The organism is Pseudomonas frederiksbergensis (assembly GCF_017114915.1).
GTDB classification, from domain to species: domain Bacteria; phylum Pseudomonadota; class Gammaproteobacteria; order Pseudomonadales; family Pseudomonadaceae; genus Aquipseudomonas; species Aquipseudomonas frederiksbergensis_I.
Genome location: NZ_JAAUOE010000080.1, coordinates 1 through 6,248, shown reverse-complemented (window position 1 = coordinate 6,248; position 6,248 = coordinate 1). Strand labels below are relative to the sequence as shown.

Sequence of the window (6,248 nt, the reverse complement as noted above, 5' to 3'; positions counted from 1 at the left end):
GCACTTCATCAATGTGAATCCTGACCGGCACTCGCTGCGCCAGACGCACCCAGTTAAACGTCGGGTTCACATCCGCAATCAGCTCGCGGCTTTGCGGGTTGTCGCGGTCGTAGATGCCGCGAGAAATGCTCTCCACATGACCCTTGAGCACTTCGCCGCTCATCAGTTGCATGTCGGCTTTATCGCCCACGCGCACATGGGGCAGTTTGGTTTCTTCGAAGAAGCCATAAACCCAGAACGAGTTCATGTCGACCACGGCCATTTTCGCTTCGCCGATGCGTGCATAGTCGCCGCGATGGACGTTGAGGTTGGTGACGTAGCCGTCCACCGCCGCCCGCACTTCGGTGCGTTTGAGGTTCAGTTCGGCGGCTTCCAGTTGCGCCTGGGCGTGCTGGTAATCGGCCAGGGCCGAGTCGGCGATGTTGCTGGCGTCGTCGCGGTTTTCCCTGGAGATCACCAGGTTGTCGAGGTCGGCGCGGCGATGGGCGTTGACCTTGCGCATCTCCCAGGTGGCCTTGCGCGAGGCCACCAGGCTCTGTGCCTGTTTGACTGCGAGGCGGTAGTGCTCGGGGTCGATGCGCATCAGCAGGTCGCCCTTTTTCACCAACTGGTTGTCGCGCACCGGCACCTCCACCACCTCACCGGTCACGTCGGCGGCGACGTTGATGATGTCGGCACGCACCCGGCCGTCGCGGGTCCAGGGGGTGTTCATGTAATGCTCCCAGAGGGTCCGGCCGATCCATAGCGCAAGGGCCAATACCAGCAGGGTCGCGAGCAGGCTGAAAAGCTTTTTCATCAGGGCTTTCTTCAGTGATAGAGAGTCAGTGGTAGACAGTCAGCGCCAAAGCGCCGAACAGACAGGTAAACAGGCTCAGGCGCAGCAACGCCGGGTGCCAGAAGAAGCGGTACAGATCGAACCCGGACAAGCACCGGTCCAGCGCCCAGGCCAGCGCCGCCGCAATGAAAAACATCAGGGTCATGGTCGGCATGTACACGCCGTGGAAGGCGATTTCACGAGGCATGTTCAAGTCCTTGGGGCTTGGCGAATGAGGCCAATGGCGATTGCGGGTCCAACAGTGAAGTGCGGATGAAATGCAGGTAGCTCTTCACCCGGCGCAAAGCGGAGGTGTCGAAGTGCGGCGCGAAGGGTTCATCGGTGGCCTGCACGCGGCCGATCGCGTGGTCGACTGCGGCCAGCGCCCGCTCCAGATTGCTCTGGCCCGGTTGCAGAAACAGCCGCACCAGCGAACGCCCCATCACCCGGATGGACTGGCGCCACGGTTGGGATTCGGCATACGCCGGGTGCACCGGCAGAATCGCTTGTTCCTTGCGCAGTTCGATAATCGCGTGGCCGACTTCCAGCACCACCAACATCCAGCGCAGCAGGTCCCGTTGCACCTGCGGCTGCCCCACGGCGAGGCCATAAGCCTGATGCAACAAGTCCCGCGTGCGACTTTCCAAACTCGACGCCAGGCCCTTGAGTTTGCCACTGATGGCGTACACCACTTGCCCACGCAAATCCTGCTCCAGCCGCCGCCACAACCAGCGGCTGTTGGGCGGCAGAATGATTGCCCCGGCCGCCGCGCACACCAGCATGCCCATGATCATGGCGATGTAGTCGTTGATGAAGGCGTAAGGGTTATAGACCGTGAGGTTGTCCGGCACAGAACCGGTGCTGAAGAAGATCAGCAACCCCAGGCCAACCCCGGCGTATTGCGGCCGTGAAGTCAGGAACGATCCGAGCACGATCACCGGCGCGAGCATCACGCAGAGCAACGGAAAACCGTCGATCCAGGGGAAGATGAAAAACATCTCGACGAAGCCGATCAGTGCCCCGAGCAACGTCCCGCAGGCCATCTGAAACGCCATGCGTTTGGGGTTCGGTGTCGCCGCTGAAAGGCCGACGGTGGCGGCGGCGATCAGGGTCATGGTCGCCCCGCTCGGCCACGCGGTGGCCACCCAATAACTGCCGAGCACCACCAGGATGAACGCCGCGCGAATGCCCGACGCCGCCGAGGCCAGCCAGTTGGTTTGCGGGGTGAAGGGCTCGTCCCAGCGTTCCCGTTCGTGGCTGTGATCGGCGAGCGATGCGTGGGTCTGTGCATAACCGTGCAAGTCGTCGACGAAGCGATAGAGCAGTTCGTACGCGGTGTGAAAATCCAGCAGCTCGGCATCACTCGGATCGCGCTCCTGAAAGCTCGCCCGCAGGCTGCGCACCCGCGCCGGCAGGTTTTCCTTATAGGTCGCCAATGCACTGACCAGGCGTGCAGCGTCGGGGCTGGTCAGGGCGCGACCGCTGAAGCCGTCGAGCACTTCGGCCAGGTCCTGCAACCCCGGCTTGATCGCCGCGACCACCTGATCGGCGCCGCTGCCACGCAGGCGCTCGAGCAACTGATGCAGGGCATTGAAGCGCGTGGTGATGCCCATGAACTCGCTGTTCAAACGACTGAGCCGCCCGTTGCGCCGACGCATGTGCGGGTCTTCGAACACCGTGACGCTGCGCAGCCCTTCCAGCCCAACCGCTTCAGCGATGAACCGCACGTTGCCCGCTTCAAACGCCTCGCGCTGACTGCGGCCGCGCAAGCCATCGGTGACGAACAAGGCGAACACACCGAAGCGCTGATACAAGGCGTTGCGCATCGCGGCGCTGGCGGTTTGCGGCAGGATCGCGGCACTGACCAGCGTCGAGCAGAGAATCCCCAGGGAGATTTCCAGCACCCGCCAGACCGCTGCCATGAAAGCACCGTCCGGATGGGCCAGGGCAGGCAATCCGACCATCGCCGCCGTGTAACCGGCGAGGACAAATCCGTAGGCGCGAAAGTTGCGATAACGCGCCGCGCCTGCCGTGCAGAGGCCGACCCAGATCGCCAGCGAGCCGAGGAACAGTTCGGTGTTCTGCGCGAACAAGGCAATCAGCGCGACCATCACCGCTGACCCGGCCAACGTGCCGAGGAAACGATAGAAACTCTTGGCGAACACCTGGCCGCTTTGCGGTTGCATGACGATGAACACGGTGATCATCGCCGTGCGCGGTTGCGGCAACTCCAGGCGCATGGCCAGCCACAACGTCAGAAACGCGGCGAACAACACTTTGAAAATGTAGACCCAGGTCACGCCGTCGCTGCGCGCCCAGTCGAGGAAACCCCGGCGCCATTCAAGGGAATACAGCCAGCGCAGAGGAGCGGGCAAGGGAGTCATGAAATGTTGCTCAATGATTGAGGGTCTGGAGAATGGCCGGGGTGTTCGGGGCCTGGGTCTGCTCGGCGGTCGGCACGTCGTTGCCCGCGCCGAGCCCGCCACCGAGCGCCGTCACCAGTTCGGCGTGGGCACTCAAACGCGCCGCCTGAACCTGCTGCTGCACTTGTTGTTGCTTGAACAGCAAGGTCTGCGCGTTGAGCACGTTGAGGTAATCGGTGAGCCCACGCTGATAAGCGATCATCGCGATGTCATAGGTCTTCTGCGCGGTGGCCACCGAATCGGCGGCGAACGTTTGCTGCTTGTCCATCGACTCGCGGCGGATCAACTGGTCGCTGATGGTCTTCAGCGCATTGACCAGGGTCTGGTTGTAATGCGCCACGGCGATGTCATAACCGGCCGCCGCCTCGCCCAGCTCCGAACGCAAGCGGCCGCCGTCGAAGATCGGCAATGAGATCGCAGGTCCCACGCTGTAGTTGAGCTTCTTGCCGGTCAAAAACTCCAGCGCCCCGCCGCCGGTGGCCATGTAGCCGAGGCTGCCGACCAGATCGACGTTGGGGTAGAAGCCGGCGTGAGCGACCTCGATCCCCCGTGCCTGGGCCGCCACTTGCCAGCGACTGGCAACCACGTCCGGGCGCTGACCGAGCAATTGCGCCGGCAACGACGACGGCAGTTTCAATGCCGCGCCCAACGACAGCGTCGGTCGTTGCAACCGTGCGCCCTCCCCCGGACCAAAGCCTGCCAGCGCGGCGAGCTGGTTGCGGCCGAGGGCGATTTCTTCGTCCAGCGCATCGAGTTGGCGATGGGTTTCCGGCAACGGCGTTTCGGCCTGGCTGACTTCGAAATGTGTGCCGATGCCACCGTCCAGACGTTTTTGCGCCAGCTCGAGAATTTGCTGTTGCTGTTTCAACGTCGCCGCGACGATGTCCCGTTGCGCGTAATGCAGCGAGAGTTCGATGTAGGCGCGCACGATGTTGTTCTGCAATTCGAGCTGGGCCTGCCGTGCTTCGGCAGCGCTCATGTGGGCCATGTCCACGGCGCGCTCGGTGGCGTTGCTTTCGCGGCCCCAGAGGTCGAGGGCATAACTGAAACCCAGCGCGGCGTTGTTGTCCCAGGTGGTGGTATTGGCCAACTCGCCGGGGCCGTAGAACTGATCGGTCGGCCAGTTGTGGCGCTTGAGGGTCGATTGGCCATTGATCTGCAGCGACTCGGCAGACTCGGCAATGCCCGCCATGGACTTGGCCTGGCGTACCCGCGCCGCGGCCATCGCCAGGCTCGGGCTGCCTTGCAGGGCGAGGTCGATCCAGTGGTTCAGTTGCGGGTCGCCGTAGGCTTGCCACCATTGGGCGGTGGGCCAGTGAGCGTCTTGAGCAGCGCTCTGGATGGCGTCGTCGGTGGCCAACGAATTGGCCTCCAGTGCCTTGCCTTGTGGGGCAATACCTCCGGTTCCGATGCAGCCGCTGATTGCCAGGGTTAAAGCCAAAACACTGAGCGTCTTGAGCGCTCTGTTGATGCGACGCGGCACTGCTGCGATTTCCTGAAAATAGGGAGGTGTAGGAGCGTGATTTTAGGGGCGGGCCTGAATGGCGATAAGCCGGGATTCCTGTGAATCTTTGTTACCGTTAACGAGATAATCCCTTGGTCGCCTCTTTAGTCGCCTGTGAAAAGACAGAAACTTCGTGTCACAATTTGGCCATTCGCCAAGAGAGCCCCCCATGGACACTTTGCAAAACATGCGCGCCTTCAGTTACGTGGCCGAGGCCGGCAGCTTCACCGCCGCCGCCGTGCAACTGGACACCACCACCGCCAACGTCTCGCGCGCGGTTTCCAACCTGGAAGCCCACCTGCAAACCCGCCTGCTCAACCGCACCACCCGCCGCATCGCCCTGACCGAGGCCGGCAAGCGCTATCTGTTGCGCTGCGAGCAGATCCTGGCCTACGTCGAAGAAGCCGAAGCCGAAGCCAGCGACGCCCATGAGCGCCCGGCCGGGCAACTCAAGGTGCACACCATGACCGGCATCGGTCAGCACTTCGTGATCGACGCCATTGCCCGCTACCGCAAGACCCACCCGGACGTGACCTTCGACCTGACCATGGCCAACCGCGTGCCGGACTTGCTCGACGAGGGCTACGACGTGTCCATCGTGCTTGCCAGCGAACTGCCGGACTCGGGCTTCGTCTCCCAGCGCCTGGGCATCACCTACAGCATCGTTTGCGCATCGCCCGCCTATGTAAAAGCCAACGGCTGCGCGCACAAACCCAGCGATCTGCTCAACCACGCGTGCCTGCGTCTGGTGAGCCCGGTGATCCCGCTGGAGAAGTGGGCCTTCGACGGCCCGGATGGCCAGGAAATGGTCACCATCAACAGCTCACCGTTTTTGGTGAACTCCGCCGACGCGATGAAGACGGCGATCTCCAGCGGGATGGGGGTTGGGGTGTTGCCGGTGTATGCGGCGATTGAAGGGCTGCGCAACGGCACGTTGGTGCGGGTCATGCCGAATTACCGTTCGCAGGAACTGAACCTGTACGCAATCTACCCGTCGCGGCAGTACCTGGATGCGAAGATCAAGACCTGGGTCGAGTACTTGCGTGGGTCGTTGCCGGAGATTCTGGCGGCGCATCAGGCGGAACTGGCGACGTATGAATTGAGCGGGAGTCTGGGTGGGGCTCGGCTGGCGAACTGATTTCACGGTCCTACAGACGCGGTGTTTTTTGGGGATGTTTCCGACGGGTTTTAACGGTTGTCCGTCGGAAGTGGGGTGGATAGGCTTTGTGGGTGACCGGGCCTGGAAAACCCGAAGTATGGGATCACTGCAAATGACATAATGCGGCGCTTTTGTAGCTCCGCAGTTATGGCGGCTGTACGTGGGAGACCTTCGGGTCTGCCGGGTTTGATCCTTTACCGGTTTTTCCAGTCCGCGTACAGCTGCCGCCCTTTTGTCTGGAAAACGAAAAAGTGGCAGCTCCTCAATTCTAAGGATCTTTGCCATGTTTAAAGCAAATCCGCCCGAAGCGGACGACACTTCCCCCTACGAATCCCTCGATTCCAAAAA

The 6,248-nt window shown here is 62.2% G+C and carries 5 protein-coding genes; 1 reads left to right on the top strand and 4 read right to left on the bottom strand.

Going from position 1 to position 6,248, the window contains the following annotated elements:
* The 4 genes from HCU66_RS26520 to HCU66_RS26505 form a co-directional block, all read right to left on the bottom strand.
* Positions 1-796: efflux RND transporter periplasmic adaptor subunit (locus HCU66_RS26520; protein ID WP_205891334.1), on the bottom strand; the 796-nt coding region annotated here is incomplete at its 3' end.
* Positions 797-821: 25 nt separating this feature from the next.
* Positions 822-1,022: a DUF1656 domain-containing protein gene (locus HCU66_RS26515; protein ID WP_205891333.1), complete on the bottom strand. Its 201-nt coding sequence runs from the start codon at positions 1,020-1,022 to the stop codon at positions 822-824.
* Positions 1,012-3,198: an FUSC family protein gene (locus HCU66_RS26510; RefSeq protein WP_205891332.1), complete on the bottom strand. Its 2,187-nt coding sequence runs from the start codon at positions 3,196-3,198 to the stop codon at positions 1,012-1,014. The genes HCU66_RS26515 and HCU66_RS26510 overlap by 11 nt, the downstream gene beginning before the upstream one ends.
* A gap of 10 nt (positions 3,199-3,208) precedes the next feature.
* Positions 3,209-4,720, bottom strand: coding sequence for an efflux transporter outer membrane subunit (locus tag HCU66_RS26505; protein WP_205891331.1), 1,512 nt, complete (start codon positions 4,718-4,720; stop codon positions 3,209-3,211).
* A gap of 190 nt (positions 4,721-4,910) precedes the next feature.
* Between HCU66_RS26505 and HCU66_RS26500 the strand changes: the two genes are divergently transcribed.
* Entirely contained in the window at positions 4,911-5,879 is a 969-nt protein-coding gene (locus tag HCU66_RS26500; RefSeq protein WP_205891330.1) for a LysR family transcriptional regulator, read from the top strand.
* The last annotated feature ends 369 nt before the right edge of the window (positions 5,880-6,248 follow it).